The following is a 1,531-nucleotide window of genomic DNA, read 5'->3' as shown; positions in this document are numbered from 1 at the left end:
GTGTCGGGTTTGTTGTTTGGGAACCACATAGTGGACGCAAGCAGTCTTGTTATCTTCGTACCACCCCTGGGTGCAAACCTCTTTTGAATAGGTTTACGGGGGTGGTGTGTGGTGTAAGTTATCGGCCTATTAGTACCGGTCAGCTTCACGAGTCGTTAGTCCTCGCTTCCACATCCGGCCTATCAACCCAGTGGTCTGGCTGGGGGCCTCTCACACACAAGGTGTATGGAAATCTCATCTCGAAGCGAGCTTCCCGCTTAGATGCTTTCAGCGGTTATCCCATCCGAACGTAGCTAATCAGCGGTGCACTTGGCAGTACAACTGACACACCAGAGGTTCGTCCGTCCCGGTCCTCTCGTACTAAGGACAGCCCTTCTCAAATTTCCTGCGCGCGCAGCGGATAGGGACCGAACTGTCTCACGACGTTCTAAACCCAGCTCGCGTACCGCTTTAATGGGCGAACAGCCCAACCCTTGGGACCTACTCCAGCCCCAGGATGCGACGAGCCGACATCGAGGTGCCAAACCATGCCGTCGATATGGACTCTTGGGCAAGATCAGCCTGTTATCCCCGAGGTACCTTTTATCCGTTGAGCGACGGCCATTCCACAATGTACCGCCGGATCACTAGTCCCGACTTTCGTCCCTGCTCGAGATGTCTCTCTCACAGTCAAGCTCCCTTGTGCACTTACACTCGACACCTGATTGCCAACCAGGCTGAGGGAACCTTTGGGCGCCTCCGTTACTTTTTAGGAGGCAACCGCCCCAGTTAAACTACCCATCAGGCACTGTCCCTGACCCGGATTACGGGCCGAAGTTAGATGTCCAAAGTGACCAGAGTGGTATTTCAACGATGACTCCACCCGAACTGGCGTCCGGGCTTCAACGTCTCCCACCTATCCTACACAAGCCACTCCGAACACCAATACCAAACTATAGTAAAGGTCTCGGGGTCTTTCCGTCCTGCTGCGCGTAACGAGCATCTTTACTCGTACTGCAATTTCGCCGAGTTTATGGTTGAGACAGCGGGGAAGTCGTTACTCCATTCGTGCAGGTCGGAACTTACCCGACAAGGAATTTCGCTACCTTAGGATGGTTATAGTTACCACCGCCGTTTACTGGGGCTTGAATTCTCAGCTTCGCCCGCAAGGGCTAACCGGTCCTCTTAACCTTCCAGCACCGGGCAGGAGTCAGTCCGTATACATCGTCTTGCGACTTCGCACGGACCTGTGTTTTTAGTAAACAGTCGCTTCCCCCTGGTCTCTGCGGCCCCGATCCCCTCCCACCAGCAAGTGGTGTTCAAGGTTGGGGCCCCCCTTCTCCCGAAGTTACGGGGGCATTTTGCCGAGTTCCTTAACCATAATTCTCTCGATCGCCTTAGTATTCTCTACCTGATCACCTGTGTCGGTTTGGGGTACGGGCGGCTAAAACCTCGCGTCGATGCTTTTCTCGGCAGCATAGGATCACCAAATCCCCCCGTGAGGGGGTCCCATCAGATCTCAGGCATCATGAACGGCGGATTTGCCTACCGT

The 1,531-nt window shown here is 54.5% G+C and carries 1 rRNA gene; it reads right to left on the bottom strand.

The window, feature by feature from the left end:
* Positions 1 to 108: 108 nt before the first annotated feature.
* A 23S ribosomal RNA gene (locus NG698_RS21540) occupies positions 109 to 1,531 on the bottom strand; the annotation flags it as partial.

Source organism: Pseudarthrobacter raffinosi, from assembly GCF_023913735.1.
Lineage (GTDB): Bacteria > Actinomycetota > Actinomycetes > Actinomycetales > Micrococcaceae > Arthrobacter > Arthrobacter raffinosi.
This window is presented reverse-complemented; position numbering and strand designations above follow the sequence as displayed.